General features: G+C 70.4%; 19 protein-coding genes and 1 pseudogene. 14 read left to right on the top strand and 6 right to left on the bottom strand.

All coding sequences use genetic code 11. The features are described 5' to 3' along the window. Nucleotides 1-15 precede the first annotated feature (15 nt). The 3 genes from AC1DMN_RS09780 to AC1DMN_RS09770 are packed head-to-tail and all read right to left on the bottom strand — an operon-like array spanning nucleotide 16 to nucleotide 3,310. Nucleotides 16-1,314: an MFS transporter gene (locus AC1DMN_RS09780; RefSeq protein ID WP_477230814.1), complete on the bottom strand. Its 1,299-nt coding sequence runs from the start codon at nucleotides 1,312-1,314 to the stop codon at nucleotides 16-18. Continuing rightward, entirely contained in the window at nucleotides 1,314-2,312 is a 999-nt protein-coding gene (locus AC1DMN_RS09775) for an alpha/beta hydrolase (protein ID WP_477230813.1), read from the bottom strand. The genes AC1DMN_RS09780 and AC1DMN_RS09775 overlap by 1 nt, the downstream gene beginning before the upstream one ends. Next, nucleotides 2,309-3,310 (bottom strand): alpha/beta hydrolase, encoded by a 1,002-nt coding sequence (locus AC1DMN_RS09770; protein ID WP_477384174.1) that lies wholly within the window; start codon nucleotides 3,308-3,310, stop codon nucleotides 2,309-2,311. The genes AC1DMN_RS09775 and AC1DMN_RS09770 overlap by 4 nt, the downstream gene beginning before the upstream one ends. A 73-nt stretch (nucleotides 3,311-3,383) precedes the next feature. On the opposite strand from AC1DMN_RS09770, the gene AC1DMN_RS09765 reads away from it, so the two are divergent. Continuing rightward, nucleotides 3,384-4,385, top strand: a complete 1,002-nt coding sequence (locus AC1DMN_RS09765; protein ID WP_477230811.1) for a LacI family DNA-binding transcriptional regulator — start codon at nucleotides 3,384-3,386, stop codon at nucleotides 4,383-4,385. On the opposite strand, the gene AC1DMN_RS09760 is transcribed toward AC1DMN_RS09765, so the two are convergent. After that, nucleotides 4,366-4,836, bottom strand: a complete 471-nt coding sequence (locus AC1DMN_RS09760; protein WP_441976669.1) for a DUF4442 domain-containing protein — start codon at nucleotides 4,834-4,836, stop codon at nucleotides 4,366-4,368. The two genes, AC1DMN_RS09765 and AC1DMN_RS09760, sit on opposite strands and share 20 nt — an antisense overlap. A 101-nt stretch (nucleotides 4,837-4,937) precedes the next feature. On the opposite strand from AC1DMN_RS09760, the gene AC1DMN_RS09755 reads away from it, so the two are divergent. The 10 genes from AC1DMN_RS09755 to AC1DMN_RS09710 all read left to right on the top strand — a co-directional run bounded on the left by AC1DMN_RS09755 (nucleotide 4,938) and on the right by AC1DMN_RS09710 (nucleotide 15,773). Continuing rightward, nucleotides 4,938-5,285 (top strand): GntR family transcriptional regulator, encoded by a 348-nt coding sequence (locus AC1DMN_RS09755; RefSeq protein ID WP_477384172.1) that lies wholly within the window; start codon nucleotides 4,938-4,940, stop codon nucleotides 5,283-5,285. 12 nt (nucleotides 5,286-5,297) lie between these two features. Beyond that, a complete protein-coding gene (locus tag AC1DMN_RS09750; protein WP_477384170.1) occupies nucleotides 5,298-6,386 on the top strand; it encodes a DUF1648 domain-containing protein in 1,089 nt (362 codons plus the stop codon). Then, complete coding sequence (locus tag AC1DMN_RS09745; protein WP_477384168.1) at nucleotides 6,383-7,465, top strand: lysostaphin resistance A-like protein; 1,083 nt, start codon at nucleotides 6,383-6,385, stop codon at nucleotides 7,463-7,465. Before AC1DMN_RS09750 ends, AC1DMN_RS09745 begins: the two co-directional genes overlap by 4 nt. Nucleotides 7,466-7,496: 31 nt before the next feature. Continuing rightward, nucleotides 7,497-8,165, top strand: a complete 669-nt coding sequence (locus tag AC1DMN_RS09740) for an O-methyltransferase (protein ID WP_477230808.1) — start codon at nucleotides 7,497-7,499, stop codon at nucleotides 8,163-8,165. 133 nt (nucleotides 8,166-8,298) lie between these two features. Beyond that, on the top strand, nucleotides 8,299-8,829 hold the full coding sequence (locus tag AC1DMN_RS09735) for a PH domain-containing protein (RefSeq protein WP_440732453.1): 531 nt from the start codon (nucleotides 8,299-8,301) through the stop codon (nucleotides 8,827-8,829). Nucleotides 8,830-8,919: 90 nt separating this feature from the next. Beyond that, on the top strand, nucleotides 8,920-10,044 hold the full coding sequence (locus AC1DMN_RS09730; RefSeq protein WP_477230807.1) for a 5-(carboxyamino)imidazole ribonucleotide synthase: 1,125 nt from the start codon (nucleotides 8,920-8,922) through the stop codon (nucleotides 10,042-10,044). 148 nt (nucleotides 10,045-10,192) lie between these two features. After that, nucleotides 10,193-10,660, top strand: coding sequence for a 5-(carboxyamino)imidazole ribonucleotide mutase (gene purE / locus AC1DMN_RS09725; protein WP_440732452.1), 468 nt, complete (start codon nucleotides 10,193-10,195; stop codon nucleotides 10,658-10,660). A 5-nt stretch (nucleotides 10,661-10,665) separates the two neighbouring features. Next, the gene (locus tag AC1DMN_RS09720; RefSeq protein ID WP_441976786.1) at nucleotides 10,666-12,114 is read left to right on the top strand and encodes an LCP family protein; all 1,449 of its coding nucleotides are present in this window, start codon (nucleotides 10,666-10,668) and stop codon (nucleotides 12,112-12,114) included. A 59-nt stretch (nucleotides 12,115-12,173) separates the two neighbouring features. Further along, nucleotides 12,174-13,247, top strand: a complete 1,074-nt coding sequence (locus tag AC1DMN_RS09715; protein WP_477230806.1) for a glycosyltransferase — start codon at nucleotides 12,174-12,176, stop codon at nucleotides 13,245-13,247. A 93-nt stretch (nucleotides 13,248-13,340) separates the two neighbouring features. Beyond that, nucleotides 13,341-15,773: an FG-GAP repeat domain-containing protein gene (locus AC1DMN_RS09710; protein ID WP_477230805.1), complete on the top strand. Its 2,433-nt coding sequence runs from the start codon at nucleotides 13,341-13,343 to the stop codon at nucleotides 15,771-15,773. Between the two features lie 45 nt (nucleotides 15,774-15,818). On the opposite strand, the pseudogene AC1DMN_RS09705 reads toward AC1DMN_RS09710, so the two are convergent. Both AC1DMN_RS09705 and rfbB read right to left on the bottom strand, forming a co-directional pair. Next, a pseudogene (locus tag AC1DMN_RS09705) lies at nucleotides 15,819-16,355 on the bottom strand (dTDP-4-dehydrorhamnose 3,5-epimerase family protein); the annotation flags it as partial. Nucleotides 16,356-16,375: 20 nt separating this feature from the next. Further along, nucleotides 16,376-17,374, bottom strand: a complete 999-nt coding sequence (gene rfbB, locus AC1DMN_RS09700) for a dTDP-glucose 4,6-dehydratase (protein ID WP_477230804.1) — start codon at nucleotides 17,372-17,374, stop codon at nucleotides 16,376-16,378. An 86-nt stretch (nucleotides 17,375-17,460) separates the two neighbouring features. Between rfbB and AC1DMN_RS09695 the strand changes: the two genes are divergently transcribed. From AC1DMN_RS09695 to AC1DMN_RS09685, 3 genes are all read left to right on the top strand, one after another. Continuing rightward, nucleotides 17,461-18,996 carry a DUF2142 domain-containing protein gene (locus AC1DMN_RS09695; protein ID WP_477384166.1) on the top strand — a complete coding sequence of 512 codons (1,536 nt, stop codon included), beginning with the start codon at nucleotides 17,461-17,463 and terminating at the stop codon, nucleotides 18,994-18,996. Nucleotides 18,997-19,039: 43 nt separating this feature from the next. Next, complete coding sequence (locus AC1DMN_RS09690; protein WP_477230802.1) at nucleotides 19,040-20,671, top strand: DUF2142 domain-containing protein; 1,632 nt, start codon at nucleotides 19,040-19,042, stop codon at nucleotides 20,669-20,671. Between the two features lie 71 nt (nucleotides 20,672-20,742). After that, the gene (locus AC1DMN_RS09685) at nucleotides 20,743-21,621 is read left to right on the top strand and encodes a chymotrypsin family serine protease (RefSeq protein WP_477230801.1); all 879 of its coding nucleotides are present in this window, start codon (nucleotides 20,743-20,745) and stop codon (nucleotides 21,619-21,621) included. Nucleotides 21,622-21,651 lie beyond the last annotated feature (30 nt).

Below are 21,651 nucleotides of genomic sequence, written 5' to 3'. Positions count from 1 at the left end.
GCCGATCGTCCCTCCTCATCGCACGGCCTTGACCCGGGTGACGGCGAAGGCCGCGAACAGCGCCATCACGACCGCACCCGCGTAGAGCGCCACGAAGTTCTCACCCGTGGGCGAGCCGATGCGCGTCACGAAGAAGGCGAACACCGGCACCAGGATGCCCGGGAGCAGGTAGGCGAGCGCCACGATGCCGAGGTCCTTGCCGGCGTCCTCGGTCGAAGGCAGGCACTCGGTCATGAGCGCGACGTCGGCGGCGATGTAGGCCCCCTGCCCGGCGCCGACGATCGCGATCCCGATCAGGAAGAAGGCGACGTCGCCCACCGCGACGGCGACGACGAGTCCGACTGCGCTCGTGAGCGCTCCGATCACGACGGTCGGCTTGCGTCGTCCGGTGCGGTCCGAGATGACGCCGAAGACGAACGCCAGCACGAGGTTCATGATCGTGAACGCCGCCGTGGCCTGCGTCTGGACGGCCGCGATCTGCGCCGGGTCGTCGATGCCGAAGCGGCTGGAGATCGTGAGGTAGAGGTAGCTCGTCACCGACACGATGGAGGCGGTCATGAAGAAGCGGCAGATCCAGGCCCACGCGAAGTCGGGGTAGCGGCGCGGGCTCAGCCAGAACGTCTCGATCACCCCGCGCCAGTCGAGCGGTGCCGCGGGAACCGTGCGGTGCAGGTCGCGCAGGGCGAAGAAGAGGGTGCTCGCGAGCACGACGGCGATGCCGCCCGGGATGAGGAAGATTCCGATCTGTCCCGTGCCCGCGACAGTGCCGGCCAGCGCGACGCCGCCGAAGATGCCCACGGTGGTGGCGGCGCCCGTCACGGCGGACATGATCGCACGGATGCGGCGGCGGATCTGGTCGGCGAAGAGCGTGTGGATCGTCATCGACACGGCGCCCCACCCGACCAGCACGAGCACCGCGCCCGCGCCGAGCAGCAGGAGCGAGGTGGCGAACGCCTGCAGAAGGTAGCCGATCGCGGCGATGAGCACGCCCGCCGCGATCCAGGGGCGGCGGATGCCGAGGCGGGAGAGCGAGCGGTCGCTGAGGCGCCCGAAGATCGGGGTGGTGACGAGGATCGCCGCGCCGCCTGCAGTCAGCACGATGCTGAGGTTGCCCGTCGCCTGGTCGGGATCCCACTCCTTGAGGAGCTGCGGCACGGCGACGCCGGCCACGCCCTGGGCGATGCCGGTCGCGAGCCAGGTGAGGACGAACGCAATCCAGAACCACCAGGTCTGGCGCTCGCCGGGTACGGCGTCGTCGCCGGGCGAGGGCGCGGACGGCAAGGGGATCACGGGATCTGCGGCATGGGTGGACATCATCGTCTCCCTCTCGGGTCGGTGGTCGGGTGCGGGGGTTCGGACGCGTAGGCGGCAGCGAGCTCGGCGACGAACGCATCGCGCCAGTCGCGGGCGCCCTGCCAGGCGGTGAGTCCGGGGGAGCCGTGCACGTGGCCCGCGCCGATGCGGAGGGTCACGGGGACGTCCGCGTCCTGCAGGGCGCGGGCATAGGCGACGGCGCCGTCGCGGAGCGGATCGAACTCGGCGGCGAGGATGAGCGCCGGAGCGAGGCCCCGATGATCGGCGGCGTCGAGCGGCGAGCACTCCGCCAGCGGGGCGCCCGCGCGGTAGATGCCGGCGAGCAGTTCGGCGCCGTCCATGCCGGAGGCTCGTCGTCGCCGCGCGGAGAGGCCGCTGAGGGGGCGCAGCGTGGCGGGCAGCACCTCGAGCGCCTGATGGTGCAGTCGGCGGCCCGCATCCCTCTCCCGGAGGGCGGCGGAGGCCGCGATCGTGGCTCCGGCGGAGTTGCCTCCGATGCCGAGGCGGTCCGGGTCGATGCCCAGCTCGCCCGCCCGCGCGCGCAGGTCGGCGAGGGCCGCGACGGCGTCGTCGACGGGGGCGGGGAACGGGTGCTCCGGCGCGAGGCGGTACTCGAGCGACACGATCTGCACCGCGGAGCGCAGGGCGCGGTCCGCCGTGGTGCTCTCGTTGAGGACCTCGTCGATCGTGCCCGCGATCCAGCCTCCGCCGTGCAGCCACAGCATGGTCGGGAGAGGGTCGGACGAGCCCGCAGGGCGGAACCGCCGGGCGCGGAGAGGTCCGGCGGCGCCGGTGAGCCGCAGCTCCTCGGCCTCCACGCCCGGGGGAGTCGGTTCCGTGAACTCGGCGGCCAGCCGATCGCTCAGGATCCTGGCCGCCCGACGATGCGCGGCGGGATCGGGCGAGTCGTAGTCCGGCAGGTCGACGACGATCTCCTCGATCCGGCGGAGCCAGGCCCGCACCGGCGCGTCGAGCGCGAGCGTGTCGGCGGTGCTCATGAGTCCGCCCGCAGCCGGCRCAGCTCGGTCACGATCAGGCGGTGGGCGACGTCGGCGGCCGGGACGAATCCGGTCGCGCCCAGGGAGCCGTGGGTCTGGCCGACGAACCGCACGGCGGTGACGTCGACCCCGGCGTCGGAGAGCGCCCTGGCGTACGCCTCGCCGTCGCCGCGGAGGGGATCGAGCTCGGAGGTGATGATGAGCGCCGGGGGAAGGCCGGCGTGGGAGTCGGCGAGCAGCGGCGAGGCGTACGGGTCTCGGGCCGCCTTCGCGTCGTCGCCGACGTACTGACGCACCAGCAGCCGGCCGGCCCTGCGCACGATGACGCCGGGCATCCCCGCGCTGACGCCGCGCGCGTCGGCGTGCCCGATGGTGAGGTCGAGCGCCGGGTTCTCCAGCAGCTGCAGAGCGATCGGGTGCGCCGCCCGGTCGCGGTTCATGAGCGTCACCGCCGCGGCCAGGTCGCCTCCGGAGGACGCGCCGCCTACGGCGAGCCGGTCGGCGGATCCGCCCAGCTCCTCCGCGTGCGCCCAGGCCCATTCCCAGGCGCTCCAGCACTGCTCCGGCTGGGTGGGGAAGCGCTGCTCGGGCGCGTGGGCGTAGTCCGTGGCGACGATGATGATCCCCGCGTCGCGCGCCCGCTCGCGGAACCGTGCGTCCCACGAGACCCAGTCGATCCCGGCGATCGTGAAGCCTCCGCCGTAGAAGTACACGAGGATCGGGAGTCCCGCGCCCTGCGGGGCCGGTTCGGACCCGGGCCAGTAGACGCGCACCCGCACGTCGGGGTGGCCGGCGACGGGCACGGTGTGCTCCGAGGTGGCGGTGTCGAGAGGCGAGATCCCCAGGGCCGCGCTGACCGTGGTGTCGTTCTCACCGGCGACGCGGCGCCGCCCCGCGGGATCGCTCGGCTCGGGCGCGAGAAGAGCGGCGGTCCTCGCCTCATGCGCCGCGACGGCGCGGTCGAGCATCGGACGGCGGTAGCGGGAGCCTCTCGGCATCGGTCATCTCCTTCGACGGGCTGCGGACTAGTCTGAGCAATCGAAGAACTTCGATGAAGAGGGGATCCGAGCGATGCGCGCACGTCCGGGAAGGGTCACGATCTACGACGTCGCCGCGCGTGCCGGGGTGAGCATCTCGACAGTCTCGCTGGCGGTGAGCGCGCCGCACCGGGTGCGCCCGGAGACGCGCGAGCGGATCGTCGCGGCCGCCACCGCGCTCGGCTACCGGATGACGCAGGGGCGCCGTATCGGCGCATCCCGGATCGCGGTCGCCGCCCCCTTCACGAGCTACCCCTCCTACCTGCGCCGGCTCTCGGGGATGCTGCGGCGGGCGCGCGACGTCGCGGTCGACATCATCCCCTACGACCTGGATTCGGCGGCCGCGGCCGATGAGCCGCTGCTGGACGTGCTGCCGGCGCGCACCGACGCGTCGGGGCTCATCGTCATGGGCGTGCCTCTCGGCGGCGCCGCCCGCCGTGCGAGCAGAGCGGCGAGGATCCCGGTCGTTTACGTGGACGTCGTGCCGGCGAAGGGCGAGATCGGCGGCCCCGTCGTCCTCGTCGACGACCGGGACGGAGGCGAGCAGATCGGCCGCCACCTCGTCGGGCTCGGGCATCGCACGGCGCTGTTCGTGCACGAGCCGCAGCGCTCGCCGGCCTACGTGTCGGCCGGCATGCTGCGCATCGAGGGGCTGCAGCGTCACGTCTCTGTGGTGCCCGCGGCGGTGGACGGGCCGGCCGGGATCGACGAGCGGGTGCTGCAGGCCGCGCGCGATGCCGGGGCCACCGCCGTCGTCGCCAATCACGACCGGTTCGCGGCCGCCGTCCTCGACCTGCAGCGCTCCCGGCCGGAGAGCGAGAGACTGCCCGTCATCGGCTACGACGACGGCGAGCTGGCCGAGGGGCTCGGCCTGACCACCGTGCGGCAGCCGTTCGAGGAGAGCGGCCGCACGGCGCTGGAGCTCGCGCTCGGCCTGGTCGCGGGCACCTCGGGCGCACGGGACACCGTGCGCCTCGCGCCGACGCTGGTCGAGCGGGCCTCGAGCCTGCGCGGGGTCACACCCGGGCGGCCGTGATCCGTTTCTTCTCCCGCACGTACACCTCGCGGCGCACGCGCGCCACGACCTCGCCATCGCGGTCGGTGATCTCGGTCTCGAACCATTCGAGCACCTTCGCGCCGCCGGCGGCGCGCGTCCGGATCTCGGCGACGCGCTCCGGCGGCACGTGGAAGCGTGCGGTGAGCACGCCGCGGCCTGGCTTGACGAACTCGATCTCACCGCGGGTGTCCCAGACCACGTAGTCGCGGCCCAGCTGGTGCATGACGAGCATGAAGAAGTACGGATCCGTCATCGCCTGCATGGATCCGCCGAACGCGGTCTTCACATAGTTGCGGGTGAAGACGTTCACGTGCAGCTCCACCGTCGCCCGCGTCCAGTCCGCGCTGAAGCCGCGCACCCTGATGCCGCTGAACAGGTTCGGGATCCACAGGCTCATGCCGACGGCCAGACGGCGGGGTGTGACGCGCATGCAGCCAGTCTTCCCGGGGTGCGCCGCAGGAAGGGAATCGACTGGATCTCTTCCACAATTGATCTAGTTGACATAGAATAACTGCACAGGAGGTGAGTCGGATGCTGATCCGTATCGATGCCGACAGTGCGCAGCCGCTGTTCGCGCAGATCGCGGCGTCCGTGCGCGCCGAGGTGCTCGCCGGACGCCTGCGTCCTGGCGACCGGCTCCCTGCCGCCCGTGAGCTGTCCGASGCSRTCGMCGTGAACGTGCACACCGTGYTGCGGGCSTAYCAGGAGCTGCGSGACGAGGGGCTCGTSGACCTGCGCCGAGGGCGCGGCGCCGTGCTCTCSGCCTCYGCCGCRCCMCTCGCCGAMCTCGCCGASGACATCGGGGCGCTCGTCCGTCGCGGTGCAGTCCTGGGGATCAGCCCCGCGACGCTCGCCGCGTTGATCGCCGCCCAGGAATGAGGAGGATCCATCATGAACGCACGTTCCGCTCCTGCCGTGCAGGACGTGACCGCGATCCCGGAGCGCGACCTGCGCCGGGCGCGCCTGCTCGCGGTCTGCCTCGGCGCCGTGGTGCCGCTCGTGCTCTCCGGCGTCGTGCTCGCCCTGGTCCTCGCGTGGCTGCCTGAGTTGCCGTCGCCCGCCGCCACGCACTGGGGCCCGTCGGGCGTCGACGGCTTCGGACCGCCGGCGACCTTCGTCTGGCTGACGATCCTGCTCGGCTTCGCGCTGCCCGCGGCGCTCACGATCACGACCGTGATCGGCGTGCGCGACCACTGGGGCGGTGGCGCGAGACTCCTCGTGGGCATGGCTCTGGGCATCTCCGGGCTCAGCGCCGTGATCAATCTCGGCGCGGTCGGCACGCAGCGCGGTCTCGCCGATGCGAAGCACGCCGACGACCTCGGCGGCCTCATGCTGCTCGGATTCGGCGCGTTCGTCGTGCTGATCGGCATCGGCTGGCTGCTGCAGCCGCACATCCGCCCCGCTCCGGCCGCGCCGCTGCAGCCGGCCCACGTCGCCGCGATCACCCAGGGCGAGCGGGTGGTGTGGCTCGCCACCGCGTCGTTGTCTCGCCGGGCGATGATCCTCATTTCACTGCTCGTGGTGGTCGTCGTCGGTCTCACCGCGTTCATGGCGATCCGGTTCACCGACCGGATGTGGGTGCCGATTCTGACGCTCGTCCTCATCGGCGGCGCCTTCGCGTCGTCCGCGTCGTTCCGGGTGCGCGTCGGTCCGGACGGMYTCTCTGTGCGGTCGCAGATCGGCTTCCCCCGTGTGCACGTGCCGCTCGACGAGGTGGTGTCGGTGCGGGCTGTGGAGTGCAACCCGTTCGGCGAGTTCGGCGGCTTCGGCTGGCGGCTCGGTCTGGACGGCCGGACCGGGATCGTGCTGCGCCGGGGACCCGCGATCGAGGTCGAGCGCCGGGGCAAGCGCCCGCTGGTCGTCACCGTCGACGGAGCGGCGGTCGGCGCCGCCGTGCTGCAGGCCTACCTGGACCGCGACGCGTCGTCCGAGACCACCCCACCCGATGGCGGAGCGGCCGACGGCGGGAGCAGATCATGAGCGCCGGCCTCGATGGCACGGCCCAGGCGAACGGCGCGGATGCGGAGCTCTCGGCCGACGTCCCGGTGCGCATCGGACTCGGCGCGATCGTGGCCTACGTCGTGCTCGCCTGCGGGCTGGCGTGGCTCGTGGTTCTGCCTCTGTGGCTGGGGGACGGGCTGCGAGAGCCCTATGCCCTCCCGCTGATGTCGGTGATGATGTACATGCCCGCGGTCGCTGTCGTGGTCGTGCTGCTCGTGTTGCGGCCGGTCCCGAAAGGGAAGCGACTGCGGTTCCTCGGTATGTGGCCGCTGCGCCCTGCGAAGCGCGTCATCTGGATGATGRTGGTCGGCCTGCTGGTGCCGCCGCTGCTGGTGCTGGCGTCGACCATCGTCGCGACTCTGTGCGGCTGGCTCCGCGTGGATCTCGTCGGCTTCTCCGGATACACCCACCTGCTGGCGTCCGCGGTGCCCGCCGGCACCCCGCTGCCCCCGACCGTCGTGCTGATCGCCGCGCAGGCGGCGAGCATCCCGGTCGCGGCCGCCACGATCAACGCGGTCGCCGCGTTCGGCGAGGAGCTCGGCTGGCGCGGTTTCCTCGTTCCGGCACTGCGTCGTTTCGGGACGTGGGCGTCCCTGCTCGTCAGCGGCGTGATCTGGGGCGTGTGGCACGCGCCGATCATCCTGCTCGGCTACAACTTCGGCCGTACCGATGTCAGCGGCGTGCTGCTGATGACCGGCGGCTGCGTCGTGCTGGGAGTGCTGTTCGGCTGGCTGCGGCTGCGTTCCGCGTCGATCTGGCCTGCGGTGTTCGCCCACGGCGCCTTCAACGCATCGGCCGCGATGTACCTCTGGTTCGTCGCTGCGGGATCGGCGCCGGATCCGGCGCTCGTCCTGCCCCTCGGCGTCTCCGGCTGGATCGTCGGCGCCGTGGTCATCCTCGTCCTGATCCTCAGCGGGCAGTTCCGCCGGCAGCCCGCGCTCGCCGCGGACCGGCCGCGGACGATGCCGGCGCCGTTCCCGGGGCCTTCCGTCGACGACCCGCGGGGCGCGGGGACGACCGCGGACGCGACGACCGGATCGGATCCGGATCGGTCTTGATCGCGGTCTGCTCAGGCGCGAAGCTGGGCGCATGGCTGAACCGAACCTCGCGAACTGGCGTGCTGCTGACGACTATCTGTCCGAGACCCTGGTCGGGCACGACCCCGCGCTGGAGGCTGCTCTGACCGCGCAGCAGGCGGCGGGGATGCCGGCGATCGAGGTCGCGCCGGTCAGCGGGAAGCTGCTGAACCTGCTGGTGCGGATCGCAGGCGCGCGCCGGGTCCTCGAGATCGGCACGCTCGGCGGCTACTCCACGATCTGGATGGCGCAGGCGGTGGGCGGCGGCGGACGCGTCGTCACCATCGAGGCGGAGCCGGACAACGCGGCGGTCGCGCGCGCGAGCATCGACGCAGCGGGCGTGGGGGAGCGCGTCGAGATCCACATCGGGCGAGCCGCCGATGTGCTGCCGCAGCTCGAGGACGACGAGCCGTTCGACCTGATCTTCATCGACGCGGATAAGGAGTCGAACACGATCTACCTGGACTGGGCTGCACGCCTGGGGCGCCCTGGATCGGTGATCGTGGTCGACAACATCGGCCGCGACGGCGACATCATCGATCCGGCTTCCGCCGACTCCAAGGTGGTCGGTACGCGCGAGGGGCTCGAGATGCTCGGTCGAGATCCGCGCTTCGATGCGACGGCGCTGCAGACGGTCGGCGTTAAGGGCTGGGACGGCGTGGCGATCGCCCTCGTGGTCTGACGACGTCGCTTCCGCCTGTGGTCGGGATCGATCGGGCCCGCATCGGGACACACCCACCCCGGGCCGCGCGGATGCCGGTGTCGCGGGCCACAATGGACGCGTGACGCAACCGATGGGTCTGAGCGGGCGGCCGATGACGCCGCCGCCCGGCGTGCCCGCCGAAGAGCGACTCATCGCGCGTTTCCACCCGCACGCCCGGCACCTGCTCTGGTCGGCGCTCCTGCTCATCGCGGTGGCCGGCGCGACCGGGTACTTCACGAGCAATCTGCCGGCGCCGATCGCCGGATGGGCGAAGGATTGGATGCTGTGGGCGGCGGCCGGTGCGCTGGTGCTGCTGCTCGTCGTGGCACCGTTCCTCGTGTGGCTCTCACGCCGCGTGACGATCACGACCCGGCGGGTGATCGTGCGCGACGGGATCGGATCCCGCAACAGCACGGAGATGTCCCACGCCCGCGGATACACGATCACGGTGCGGCGCGGACCCCTGCAGCGTCTCGCCGGAGCCGGCACGATCCTGCTCTCGAACGGCGTGGATGCACCGCTGCGGATCCGCGACGTCCCGAATGTCGCGTTGGTGCAGGAGACCCTGGCGGACCAGGTCGAGGTGGGGCAGATCCTCGCGCACCGCGACGCCCAGGCCGCGCAGAACCCCTTCAGCGTCTGACACGACCGAGGCGCGACGCCCTGCGCTCTCGGCGGCGGCGATGATGGCTCGCCCGGTACGGAAGAATGGATCCCGAGGAACGGAGATCCGATGGCGTTGAGTGTGGGTGTGATCGGCGGCGGACAGCTGGCGCGGATGATGATCGCCCCAGCGGTCGAACTGGGTATCGACATCCGGGTGCTCGCGGAGGACGAGGGCATGTCGGCGCAGCTGGCCGCGACCGCCGTGGGCGACTACCGCGACCTCGACACCGTGCGCCGGTTCGCGGCGGACGTCGACGTGATCACGTTCGACCATGAGCACGTGCCGCAGGAGGTGCTTCGGGCCCTGGTCGCCGACGGCGTCGCCGTGCACCCCGGGCCCGACGCGCTGCGCTTCGCGCAGGACAAGCTCGACATGCGCGCCCGCCTCGCTGAGCTCGGCGCACCCCAACCCGACTGGGCGCGCGTCGCCGATGCCGGGGACCTGCAGGCGTTCCTGGACGCGCACGGCGGTAGCGGCGTCGTGAAGACGCCTCGCGGCGGCTATGACGGCAAGGGCGTGCGGGTGGTGGCCGCAGCCGACGAGGCGGCGGACTGGTTCTCGGCCCTCGTCGAGGGTGACGCCCTGCTCGTCGAGGAACTCGTGCCGTTCGTGCGCGAACTCGCACAGCAGGTCGCGCGGCGCCCGAACGGCGAGTCCGTGTCGTACCCCGTCGTGGAGACCGTGCAGAAGGGCGGGGTCTGCGCCGAGGTGATCGCCCCTGCACCGGGAGTCGACGCGGAGCACTTGGCTGAGGCAGCCCGGATCGGCCGGGAGATCGCCGAAGGGCTGGACGTGACCGGCATGCTCGCGGTCGAGCTGTTCCAGACCGAGGACGGCCGGATCCTCGTGAACGAGCTGGCCATGCGCCCGCACAACAGCGGCCACTGGAGCCAGGACGGCGCGGTGACCGGGCAGTTCGAGCAGCACCTGCGCGCCGTCGCCGACCTGCCGCTCGGGGAGACGACTCCGCACGCCGACTGGTCCGTCATGATCAACATCCTCGGCGGTCCCGAGTACGGGAGCATGCTCGACCGCGTTCCGGCCGCGCTCGCCGCGAGCCCGCACGCCAAGGTGCACACTTACGGCAAGGCCCCGCGCCCCGGACGCAAGGTCGGTCACGTGAACGCGAGCGGATCCGATCTCGACGCGGTGCTCGCCGAGGCCCGGGGCGCCGCGGCCGCATTCTCCTGAGAAACCGGGAGAGCGGCCTGAGCGGACGCCTTCCGGCGTTCTCGCCGGCCAGGGCGCGCCGCAGCGGGGTTCTCACAGGCCCCGCCCGTAGCCTGTACGGGTGACTGGGACACTGCACGCATCCGCCGCGCCCCTCGTCGGCGTGGTCATGGGATCAGACTCCGACTGGCGCGTGATGAGCGCCGCCTCCGAGGCGCTGACCGAGTTCGGCATCCCGCACGAGGTCGAGGTCGTCTCCGCGCACCGCACGCCGGAGAAGCTGCACCGCTACGGCACCGAGGCGCGTGAGCGCGGGCTCAAGGTCATCATCGCGGGAGCCGGGGGAGCCGCCCACCTGCCGGGCATGCTGGCCTCGGTCACGGCGCTGCCCGTGATCGGCGTACCCGTCCCGCTCGCCTACCTCGACGGCATGGACTCACTCCTGTCGATCGTGCAGATGCCCGCCGGCATTCCCGTCGCCACCGTCTCGATCGGCGGTGCGCGCAACGCGGGCATCCTCGCCGCGCGCATCCTCGGAACCGCGGATCCGGCCCTCGCCGACCGCGTCGAGTCGTACGCCCGCGACCTCGAGGCTCAGGTCGAGGAGAAGAACCGGCGGCTGAAGGACAGCCTGTGACCCAGATGCTCACCCGGCCCGGTGGGGTCTCCGCGCAGAGTGCGGGGCTGATCCGCACCCGCCCGATGCGCGATCCCGATTTCGGCTCGCCGGAGGTGATGACCCGCCGCGGATGGTGGCTGGTCGTGTTGAACGTGCTGATCCCCGGATCCGCGCAGGTGCTCGCGGGCAACCGCAGGCTCGGTCGATTCGGACTCGGCGCGACCCTGGCGATGTGGGCCCTGGTGATCGTGGGAGCGCTGACCGCGCTGCTCTGGCATCAGGCGCTGCTCTGGTTCACGGTCGGCGGCGGCTGGGTGAGCTGGATCGTGCTGAGCCTCATCCAGGTCCTGTGCTTCGCCTACATCGTGCTGTGGATCGTGCTGACCTTCGACGCGCTGCGCTTGGTGCGCCTGGTGCGCACCAGGAACTACGCGAAGATCGCGATCCCGCTGGTGGCGGTGCTGGTGCTGGGCCTGTGCGGCAGCGCCACGGCGTCCGCCGCGAACATCGTCGGATCCAGCCGCAACGCCATCAGCACGCTGTTCGGCTCGGGCGGGCCGAGCCTGCCGCCGAGCGACGGCTATTACAACGTGCTTCTGCTGGGCGCCGACAGTGGGCTCGGACGCGACTCGATGCGCTACGACAGCATCTCCGTGGTTTCCGTCAACGCCGAGACCGGCAAGACCACGATCTTCGGCATCCCGCGCGACATGCCCCACGTGCCGTTCGCGCCGGGACCGATGCACGACCTGTACCCCGACGGCCTGCAGGCGCACGACGACGAGGAGTGCGGCTGGGGGAGCGGCATCAACCAGCTCACCAATGCGGTCGAGACCTGCCACACAGGTCCGTCGCTCTACCCTGAGGCCACCAAGCACGGATCCCGTCCTGCGGTCGAGGCCACCAAGGATGCGGCCGAGGGCGTGCTCGGCATCAAGATCCCGTACTACGTGTTCCTCGACATGAACGACTTCGCGAAGCTCATCGACGCGCTCGGCGGCGTCGATATCAACGTCAAGGAACGGCTGCCCGAGGGCAACGTCCCGGAGTGGGGCGGTCCCGACAACGCCGAGGAATGGGCGACGGGCTGGATCGAGGCCGGCCAGCAGCACATGAACGGCGACACCGCTCAGTGGTACGCGCGYTCCCGTTACACGACGAGCGACTTCGACCGGATGCGCCGCCAGCGCGAGCTGCAGGATGCGCTGCTGAAGCAGTTCACGCCGCAGAACGTGCTCACGCACTTCAACGAGATCGCCGCGGCGGGCACGTCGGCGGTCGACACCGACCTGCCGCAGGACAAGCTGCCGGAGTTCTTCGACCTCATGGTGAAGGCGAAGCAACAGAAGCTCACCACGATCGATCTCACCCCGGCGAACGGTGTCGACGAGCTCGAACCGGACTGGAACGCGATCCACGCGATGGTCAAGGCGGCGCTGCACCCGGAGCCGTCACCGACGCCGACCGGCTGATCCCGCGCTCTGTGGAGCGCCTCAGGAACCGCCCGGCGGCTCCCGGATAGGGTCGGAGCATGGCTGTGCTGCGGGTTGTGATGGACCAGGTGAACGACGTCGTCGACGCCGATCAGGCCGAGGCCGCCCGTTCCCTGATGCGGGGGCTGGCGGCGACCGCGCCGCCGAAGTGCACCGTCGAGGCGATCGTGCCGGGTGGCGGTTCCGAACTCGCCGTCGACGGCGCGGACTCCGAGCACCGCCTGATGCTGGCGCGTCGCGAGCTCGGCGCCGCCTGGCAGCTCGGCGTGGTCGCGGGCGTCGGCGGAGGCATGATCCACGCGCCCACGCTCTTCGCCCCTCTCGCCAAGCACGACAGGGCCAACGACTATGACCAGACTGTCGTCACGGTGTGGGACCTGCGCGCCTGGGCCGCGCCCGAGCAGCTCTCCCGGGCGAGCGCGCTCTGGCAGCGCAGCATGCTCAAGCGCGCCGTGAAGCACGCCGATGCCGTCGTCGTGCCCACGCACGCGATGGCCGAGCAGCTCGCCGCCCTCGGCAGGTTCGGGGACCGCATCCGGGTGATCCCCGGTGCCGCGCCGGAGGGCTTCGCCATCCCGCTCGACGCAGGGCCCCGCCGCACCGAGCTCGGCGCGCCGGCGCGCTACGTCGTCGCCACGGGCACGGCGGAGACGCTCGCGCCCGTCTTCGCCGCGGCGGTCGACAGCGACGCGGACGCCTTCGTGCTGGATGCGCCGGAGGGATCCGCCGCCGCAATCGCCGAGGCCGCCGCGGCTGCGGGGCTCGCGGCGCCCCGTGTGCACGTGCTGGGGCAGCTCGACACGCCGGATCGGGCCGCGCTGCTGGCCGGTGCGCTCGCCTTCACGGCGGCGGATCCCGCGCCGGTATGGCCCTGGCGGCTGGTCGAGGCGCTCGCACTCGGCGTGCCGGTGATCGCCGCGGAGAGCGGCGTGCACCGCGACGTGCTCGCCGAGGGCGGTCTGCTCGTGGCTCCGGACGGATTCACGGACGCCCTGCGTGATGCGGCGGGAGAGGGCGCGCGCCGCCTGTCCGTGCTCGCGGCAGACCGTTCGAGGGCGTACTCCTGGAACGGGTCGGCGGAGCGGGTCTGGACATTGCACGCCGAGTTGTGAGCGGGTGTGGCCGGAACGGGCTCCTCCCGCGGAATTCCGCGGATCCGTGCGTGTCCCGGGGGTGACGGACGGCGAATCCCGGAGAATACCAGCATGACTGGACATGCCCCGGGTCCTGTGCGCCCCTCCGCGCCCCGACGCTGGATGATCGGCATGCTCGCCATCGCCGCCGTCCTCCTCTCCGTTCTGACGCCCGGCATCGCGAGTGGCACGCCCGCCGCAGCTGTGCAGGCCTCAGCCGTGTCGAGCACCGCGACCTCGGTGCGCCCGATGACGCTCGACGGATGGAACGCCGGCAACATCATCAGCGACGCCGTCTTCACGAACAAGGCGACCATGACGGTGGACCAGATCCAAGCCTTCTTCAACGCGAAGGTGCCGACCTGCCAGAGCGGCTACACCTGCCTCAAGGACTTCCGTGTCACGTCTCAGAATCGTCCCGCCGACGCGTACTGCAGCGGCTACACCGGGGTTGCGAACGAGAGCGCAGCGAGCATCATCTACCGCGTCTCGCAGTCGTGCAACATCAACCCTCAGGTGCTGATCGTGATGCTCCAGAAGGAGCAGGGTCTGGTCACGCACACGTGGCCCAGCAACTGGCGCTACGACAGCGCTCTCGGGCAGGGCTGCCCGGACGATGCCGCCTGCGATCCGAGCTATGTCGGCTTCTTCCAGCAGATCTATGGCGCGGCGCGTCAGATGCAGATCTACATGGAGGGCCGGTGGTTCACATGGTATGCGCCTGGCAACACCTGGAACATCCTTTACAACCCCAATCAGGCCTGCGGATCCGGACCTGTCTACGTCGCGAACAAGGCAACCGCAGCGCTGTACTACTACACGCCGTACCAGCCCGACGCGGCGGCTCTGCGTGCCGGGTACGGCGAGGGAGACTCCTGCTCCGCCTATGGCAACCGCAACTTCTACAATTACTTCACAGACTGGTTCGGCTCCACGCAGACGGTGACCCCTGCGCAGCCGCCGGTGAGCCTGCAGCCGTTCAATACGGCCGGTCACGTCCTGGCGGTGAATGCGGCCGGGCAGTTGCTCGCTTATCCGTTCAAGAACGTCGCCTGGGGAGCGCCCGTCCAGGTCGGATACGGTTTCGCGGGTAGGAAGGTCTTCGGAGTCGGTGATCTGAACGGCGATGGCAACCGGGATGCGATCGATGTCAGAGCCGATGGCACGGTGGACCTCATCGCAGGGACCGGGTCGGGGTACGACGCGGTCAGGACCCTTTCTGTGAACTGGTCAGGGGCGGCCCTCATCGCGCCCGCCGGTGACTTCGACGGGGACGGCATCCCGGATATGTTCACCACTCGAGCGGACGGGACGCTTCTGCTGTGGCGGGGAACCGCGCAGGGTGGGTTCCGCGAGGGGATTCCCGTGGGATCGGGCTGGAAGGGTTTCACCGCGCTGGTGGGCGGGGCGGATGTTTCCGGAGACGGTATCCCGGATCTCATCGGACGGACGTCCAATGGGAGTCTCAACGTATACTTCGGCGATGGCCACGGCAGTTGGACCGGGCAGCGTCTGATCGGTCCCGGCTGGAACGGCATGACCGCCATCTTCAGCCCGGGAGACTTCGGCAGTGACGGGACCGCCGATTTACTCGCTCGCGACGCTCAGGGGCGGCTGTTTCTCTACGCGGGTCTCGGCGGGGGCGCATTCTCCAGTGGGACGTTGATCGGCGGCGGCTGGGACGTCATGACGTCGGTGAGCGGACCCGGGCCCGCTGTGACCAGGGCGCGTGCCCTGCCGGCCGGCGCCGGAGACCTCAGCGGTGACAGGGCCCCCGACGTCCTCGCGCTCACGTCCGCGGGTGCGCTGGCCGTCTATCGCGGCGACGGATCCGGAGGATGGGGTGCCGTCTCGTTCCCGCGCACCGACTGGACCGGGCAGGCGCGCCTGATCCCGCTCGGCGATTTCACCGGTGACGGGTTCCGCGACGTCGGCAGCATCGACGGGTCTGGGATCTTCCGGCTCTGGAAGGGTGATGGGTCTGGCGGCTTCTCGGATCCGATGGTGATCGGCTCCGGATGGGATCCGAAACAGGTGATCGTCGGCAGCATGGACTTCGACGGCGACGGGAATCCCGATGTGCTCATGCGGAACAGTTCCGGCGACCTGCTGCTCTACCGAGGCAATGGCATCGGCGGCTGGGTCACCGGCCGCGGAGAGAAGATCGGCGTGGGCTGGGGCGTGTTCGACACGGTGTTCTACGCCGGCGACTTCGATGGAGACCGCCGCGGAGACCTGATCGCGCGGCGCATCGACGACGGATCGCTCTGGCTCTATGGCAGCAACGGGACAGGATCCTGGGCCTCCATCCGGCCGATCGGGGCAGGGTGGTCGGGCATGACCGCCATCTTCTCGACCGGTGATTTCGACGGTGACGGAACGGCGGACGTGATCGCTCGTCTTCCCGACGGCAGTCTCGTCCTGTACCGGGGGGACGGTACCGGTTCCTGGAAGGGGTCATCCACGATCGGATCCGGGTGGTCGGTGTTCAGCCAGATCGATTGATCGTCCGAGGCGGTGCGGAGATGCGGTGCGGCCTGTTCAGAACCGCATCGGGGAGACGTCGGCAAGACGCGGGTGCGCCAGATCCTTGGCGGACAGCTCCGCGTCTTCGAGGGGAAGCGGCCAGTCGATCGCAACCGTTTCGTCGGCGAGGTTGAGGAACGTGTACTTCGCGTCGGGGGACCAGTGCGCATTCACGAGGTACGTGTAGGCGGTGGAGTCTTCGAGTGTCTGGAAGGCGTTGCCCACTCCTCGTGGCACGAAGACGGCCACGGACGGATCGATGACCGTCGTGAACACGGTGCCGAAGCCCGCACCCTCGCGGAGATCGACCCACGCGCCGAACAYGCTGCCGGTCGCCACAGAGATGTACTTGTCCCATGGCTCGGCGTGGATCCCGCGCGTGGTCCCGCGGCTCTTGTTGAACGAGATGTTGTTCTGCACCGGTCCGAGATCAGGAAGACCCAGTGCGGTCATCTTCTCCCGTTGCCAGTTCTCCTTGAACCAGCCGCGGTTGTCGCCGTGCACCGGAATGTCGATGACCTGCAGACCCTCGATCGGCGCGGCCCGCAACGCGAGAGGCAGCCCGAAGCGGATCCCGCCGCTCACTGGCCGGTCTCCGCGTACTTGCGCTCGGTGGCGGACTTCTGCGGACGCCACCAGTCCTCGTTCTCGCGGTACCAGCGCACCGTGTCGACGATGCCCGTCGAGAAGTCGGAGAATCGCGGCTTCCAACCGAGCTCATCCCGCAGGCGCGTCCAGTCGATCGCGTAGCGGCGGTCGTGGCCCGCGCGGTCCGTGACGAGGTCGTAGTCGTCGGCGGGGCGGCCCATCTCCTGGAGGATGAGCTCGATGACCTCGCGGTTCGTCTTCTCCCCGTCGGCGCCGATCAGGTACGTCTCGCCGATCGCTCCGGCATCCAGGATGCGCAGCACCGCGGACGAGTGATCGTCCGCGTGGATCCAGTCGCGCACGTTGAGTCCGTCGCCGTACAGGCGCGGCCGGACCCCGTCGATGAGGTTCGTGATCTGGCGCGGGATGAACTTCTCCACGTGCTGGCGAGGCCCGTAGTTGTTCGAGCAGTTGCTGATCGTGGCCTGCACGCCGAACGAGCGTACCCACGCCCGCACGAGCAGGTCGGATCCGGCCTTGGTCGAGGAGTACGGGCTGGACGGGTTGTACGGGGTCTGCTCGGTGAACCGTGCAGGGTCGTCGAGCTCGAGGTCGCCGTAGACCTCGTCGGTCGAGATGTGATGGAACCGGACCCCCGTGCGCCGGGCCGCCTCGAGCAGCGTGAAGGTGCCGATCAGGTTGGTATGCACGAACGGCGCGGGCCCGCTCAGGGAGTTGTCGTTGTGGGACTCGGCGGCGTAGTGCACGACGGCGTCGTGCTCGCCGAACAGGCGTCCGACCAGCTCCGCATCGCAGATGTCACCCTCGACGAACCGGAACCGGTCGGCGGGCAGACCCGCCAGCGAGGCGGTGTTTCCCGCGTAGGTCAGCTTGTCGAGCACCGTCACGGTGTCGTCGGTGTTCTCGAGTACGTAGTGAACGAAGTTGGAGCCGATGAAGCCGGCTCCGCCCGTGACCAGGAGTCTGCGCATCCCTCGATGATACCGGGCGGTACCTGGGTTCCCCGGCGACGGTGGGCCACCCGGGCGGTCGTGCGCCCGCTCTATATACTCGCCGGGTGGCAGAAACTCCCCGCGGCATCGCACCTCTCGAACGCACGGCACGACGCGGGGGCGTACGACTCCTCCTCCTGGTTCCACTGCTGCTCCTGGTCGCGCTGAGCGCATGGGCCGCGGCGACGCCGGTGGGCGGATCGCCGGACGAGAACTACCACCTCGCGAGCATCTGGTGCGGCGCGGGCGAGCGGCCGGGGCTCTGCGAGAGCGCGCCGGACGGGACGGGGGAGCGGGTGCCGTGGGCGACGATCGCGTCGCAGTGCTACGCGTTCCATCCCGAGGTCGCGGCGACGTGTCAGGACGAGGTGCTCGGATCGGATCCGAATCACCTCGTCAGCACCACGCACGTGAACTCCGTCGCGCACTACTACTCGCCCCTCTACTACGCGGTGCTGAGCCCCCTCGCGTCCCAGGACGTCCCGCTCTCGACCATCGTCATCCGGATCGTGAACGTGGTCCTGTTCGTCGGCATTGCATCGGTGCTGTTCTGGGTGCTGCCCTCGCGCCGTCGCCCCCTGCTCGTGGTGTCCATGGCCGTCACGATGGTGCCCTGGGGTGTGTTCCTGATCGCGTCGGTCAACCCCAGCGGCTGGGCCGTCCTGGCCGGCGGCACGGTGTGGCTCGCCGTTCTCGGCTTCCTGGAGAGCACCGGCTGGCGGCGCATCGTGCTCGGGGCGCTCGCGGCGCTCACCACGGTGATGGGCGCCGGAGCCCGGTCCGACATGGCCGTGTATGCGGTGCTGGGAATGGTCGCCGCCGTGCTGCTCGCGATGCGCGGGCGCGACGGCAGGCGGTTCTGGCTGTCGGTCATCCTGCCGGTCGTGCTCTCGCTGGTGTGCTTCGTGCTCTTCCTCACCGCGCAGCAGATCGGCGTGTGGCAGAACGGAGCGGCGCCGGGCAGTGGCGGGACGACCCGGCACGGCTGGAGCCTGTTGCTGCACAACCTGCTCAACGTGCCGTCGCTGATCGTCGGCTCGCTGGGCACCTCGTCGCTGGGCTGGAACGATGTGGTGATCCCGCCGATCGCGTGGGTCGGCACGTTCTTCGTGCTCGCGGCGGCGCTGTTCACCGGCATCGCAACGATGAACTGGCGCAAGGGCCTCGTGCTGGGCGTCACGGCGATCGCGCTGGTCTCGCTGCCCCTGTATCTGCTGCAGCGCAGTCTCACCGAGGTCGGCGGCCTGGTGCATCCGCGTTACCTGCTTCCGCTGCTGATCATGTTCGCCGGGTTCGCGCTGCTTCCCGTCGGCGCGCGCTGGGTGYGGGTGTCGCCGCTGCAGGCGTGGCTCGTGGCGGCGGTGCTGTCCGGGGCGAACGCCGTGTCGATGTTCAGCAACATCCGCYGGTACACGCTCGGGGGAGCGCCGGGCGTCACGCTCAGCGCACCGGGCAGCTGGTGGTGGAGCGCGGGTGTGCCGCAGCCGTCGATCGTCTTCGCCGCCGGATCCCTCGCGTTCGCCGCGGCGCTCGCGCTGCTGACGGTGCACTTCCTCTCCCGGCAGCGCGCCCGGTTGTCGCCCGGCGTGGTCGCGGCCTGAGGTGGCGCCCGAGCGGACGCGGCCGCTTCTATATACTCGCCGGGTGGCAGAAAACGGCAACGAGACGGCATCCCTCGAACGCGGCGCACGGCGCGGATCCTCTCGATTCCTCCTTCTGCTGGTGCCGCTGCTGATGCTGATCACGCTGGGCTCCTGGGCGGTCTCGTCGCCGACCGGGAGCTCGCCCGACGACAACTACCACCTCGCGAGCATCTGGTGCGGCGCGGGCGACCGTCCCGGGCTCTGCGAGATCGCCCCGGACGGGTCCGAGGCGCGCGTGCCGTGGTCGACCGTGGCGTCGCCGTGCTACTACTTCCAGCCGAGCGTCACGGCGAACTGCCAGAAGGAGGTCTTCGGATCCGATCCCAATCACCTCGTGACGACGGAGCACGTGAACTCCGTCGCGCACTACTACTCGCCGGTCTACTACGCGATCCTCAGTGTCTTCGCCTCTGACCACGTGTCGGCGTCGGTCATCGCAATGCGCCTCGTCAACTCCCTGATCTTCGTGGTGATCACGTCGGTGCTTTTCTGGGTGCTGCCGCGTCGCCGACGGCCGTTGCTGGTCGTCTCGATGGCGGTGACGCTGCTGCCGTGGGGCGTGTTCCTCGTCACGTCCGTCAACCCCAGCGGCTGGGCGGTGCTGGCGGGCGGCACCGTGTGGCTGGCGGTGCTCGGATTCCTGGAGAGTACGGGCTGGCGGCGCGTCGTGCTCGGCGTGCTCGCAGCGGTCACGGCGTTGATGGGCGCCGGCGCCCGCTCGGACATGGCGGTGTACGCGGTGATCGGGATGGTCGCCGCGGTCTTCCTCGCCATGCGCGGTCGCGGCGGCCGACGGTTCTGGCTGTCCGTGATCCTCCCGGCGGTGCTGTCGCTGGCCTGCTTCGGTCTGTTCCTGTCCGCGCAGCAGGTGGGACTGTGGCAGAACGGCGTCGCCCCGGGCAGCGGGGGAACGACACGGCAGGGCCTGGACCTGCTGGTGCACAACCTCCTCAACGTGCCCACGCTGGTGTTCGGCTCGCTCGGCACCTGGCCGCTGGGCTGGAACGATGTGACGCTTCCGCCCGTGGTGTGGGTCGGCACGCTCCTGGTGTTCGGAGCTGCGGTCTTCACCGGCCTAGCGACGATGAACTGGCGCAAGGCGGTCGTCGTGTGCGGTGCGGGGATCGCCCTCGTCGCGCTGCCCCTGTACCTGCTGCAGCGCAGCCTGACCGAGGTCGGCGGGCTCGTGCACCCCCGCTACATGCTTCCGCTGTTGATCATGTTCGTCGGATTCGTCCTGTTCCCCGTCGGTGCGCGCTGGGCGCGCGTGACCCCGCTGCAGGCCTGGCTGGTCGTGGCGGTGCTCTCCGCTGCGAACGCGGTGTCCCTGTACAGCAACATCCGCCGCTACACGCTCGGCGGAGCGCCGGGCGTATCGCTCAGCGCTCCGGGCAGCTGGTGGTGGAGTTCCGGTGTGCCGCAGCCGTCGATCGTGTTCGCCTGCGGATCCATCGCATTCGCTGCGGCGCTTGCGCTGCTGGCGGTCCATCTCCTCGCGCAGCAGCGGATGGCTCCGCCTCGTCCGCACGGCAGCGCGGCCGGTGACGTGTCCGCGGCGCCCGCGGAGGCCGCCCGCGCTCGCGATTCGGCGTCCGGAGCGGGCGTTTCGACGCCCTCCGCCTCCGCTTTCTGACCGACCGCTCGCCACGGTCGTCTCTTCGTGCCGGGGGTCGTACCCGGCCTCAATACCAGTATGTTCAGACCATGGAATCGTTGACAGAACGCCGACCGAGCCGTCGCATCATGCTGAGAGGGGCGGCTGTCCTCGTGCTCGCCGTCGCCGCCCTCGTCGCGACGACGCAGGCGGCGTCGGCGATGTCGCCGGTCTATCCCGCCGACGGATACGACTACAGCCCGGGGGAGCCCGCGATCTTCACGCCCGTCGGGGGGCAGGCCGGTTCAATGTATGACAGGGCGTGCACGGCAGGCTTCGCGATCGCCGGCGACGACGGATTCTTCCTCCTCGCCGCGCAGGACTGCAAGCGCCCCGGCCTTACCGATACGTACGACGGCAACGTCCGTGGCGACGCGGGCATCTTTGCCCATGATTTCGCGCGCCGGAGCACGGATCCGACGTTCCTGCTGCGGATGACGGACGGGAACGACGCACACCAGCTCGTCGTCGACCCGACGACGGGCGAGATGCCGGGGAACGGGGCGATTCAGGGATGGATGCCGAGCTCGGAGCAGGCCGTCGGCCTCCTGATTGGCAAGATGGGCATCAGCTCGGGCTGGACGGAGGGCGAGATCCTCGGCACAGCGCCCGGACGATACGGCGAGCTGCTGCTGTGCACCGACGCCCCAGCGGCTCCTGGGGATATCGGGGGACCCGTGTGGCGCTCGGACTCGGCAGGGCTCCGGGCGCTCGGAACCGTGGTCGCCATCTCGGACCAGGGCGGCGCGTGCTATCGACCGATCCAGGAGACGCTGTATCAGTTCGGCGCCTACCTGCCCTCGTTCGGCCCGGACCAGGGAAGGCCGTCATGGGGGACCTTCGCACCCGGTATGGCCTCCTATTCTGGAACTCTGGCCAACGTGGCGCCATGGCGCACGATTGAGCACGGGGAAGACTGGCGCGAGTGATTCGACTCCTGACCCGGATCACGGATGGCG

The sequence above is a fragment of the Microbacterium sp. 01T413_2 genome, from assembly GCF_056398985.1.
Note: the sequence above shows the minus strand (reverse complement) of the source record. Positions and strands in the feature narration are given on the sequence as shown.